At 62.7% G+C, this 1,195-nt stretch carries 1 protein-coding gene; it reads right to left on the minus strand.

From position 1 onward, the window contains the following. On the minus strand, positions 1–1,190 hold a 1,190-nt coding region (locus tag GV819_RS32520), incomplete at its 3' end, for a ShlB/FhaC/HecB family hemolysin secretion/activation protein (RefSeq protein ID WP_161760113.1). Between the last annotated feature and the right edge of the window lie 5 nt (positions 1,191–1,195).

Consider the following 1,195-nt stretch of genomic DNA (forward strand, 5'->3'; position numbering starts at 1 on the left):
CCGTCCTGCAGCCCCAGGTCGAAGTTGACGAAGGCACCGCCAATGCGCCGGCCGTGGTTGATGCCGAACTGCGCTTCGCTGAGGCGGTTGCTGCTGTTACTCAGCTTGCTGTCTTCGATGTAGTTGTTGGTGCGCAGGTAGCTCAGGCCGCTGTTGAGCGAGGTCTTGCTCACGGCATCGCGGTGGATCACCCGCTCCAGGCGCAGTTGGTGGTTCTGGCTGTCGCCGGTCTGCTTGAAGTTGAAGCCCACGGCCTGGGCCAGGGAGCGGTATTCGCTCTGGCTGTAGCTGTAGCTGAGGTTCCACCAGCCGAACGGCAGGTTGTAATAGAGCATGGCGTTGCGCGAGGTTTTCTGGTGGTCGCTGATGGCGTCGTGGCCGCCACGCAGTACCAGTTGGTCGGCCAATCCCAGGGGGCTGTCCCATTCGAAAGAGCTGCCCCACTGCTGCTCGCCGGTGCTTTTCTGGCCTTCATTGCTGCGCGACAGGCCAACACGCCAGGGCTTTTGCGCGGTGTTCTTGACCAGCACTTCACTGCCACCCACGGCCTGGCCGGGGGCCAGTTCCATCTGCGCCTGGTTCGACGGCAGGCGATTGAGCTGGTCGACCATCTGCTCGATCTGCCGCAGGTTGAGCAGTTGCCCGGCGCTGCCGGGGAAGGCCATTTTCAGCTCGCGGGCCGTGAGCTTGCTGTCATCGGCGGCCTTCAGGCCTTCGAGCTTGCCTTCCACCACCAGCACCTGCAGGTGGCCACTGGAAAGGTCCTGTTGCGGCAGGTAGGCGCGGCTGGTGACCAGGCCCTTTTCCAGGTAGCGGTCAGTGATCGCCTTGAGCAGTTCATTGAGCTGGGCCACCCCCAGGCACTGGCCGATGTAGGGTTTGAGCAGGCTGTCGCGCTCGGCGGCGGACAGCGAGTCGGCGCCCTTGAGCTGGATGTCCTTGATCGCAAAGCAACGGCTGTCGGCCGGGGTGGTCGGCGCTGTGGGAGCGGCGCTCTTGCCGGGCAGGTCCTTGAGTTCTTCGAGACGCCGCTGTTGCTCTTCCAGCAGACGGTTCTGCCGGTCGCGGATCAACTCCTGATCACCGGGATTATTAAAAGGGGCGGCAAGGATGCTGCTTGGCACAATGCTCAAGCACAACAGGCAAGACAATACCTGACACAACCTCATCCCGAGGGTGGAGAGAGACATATTCG

It is taken from the genome of Pseudomonas sp. Fl5BN2, assembly GCF_009908205.1.
Classification (GTDB): Bacteria; Pseudomonadota; Gammaproteobacteria; order Pseudomonadales; family Pseudomonadaceae; genus Aquipseudomonas.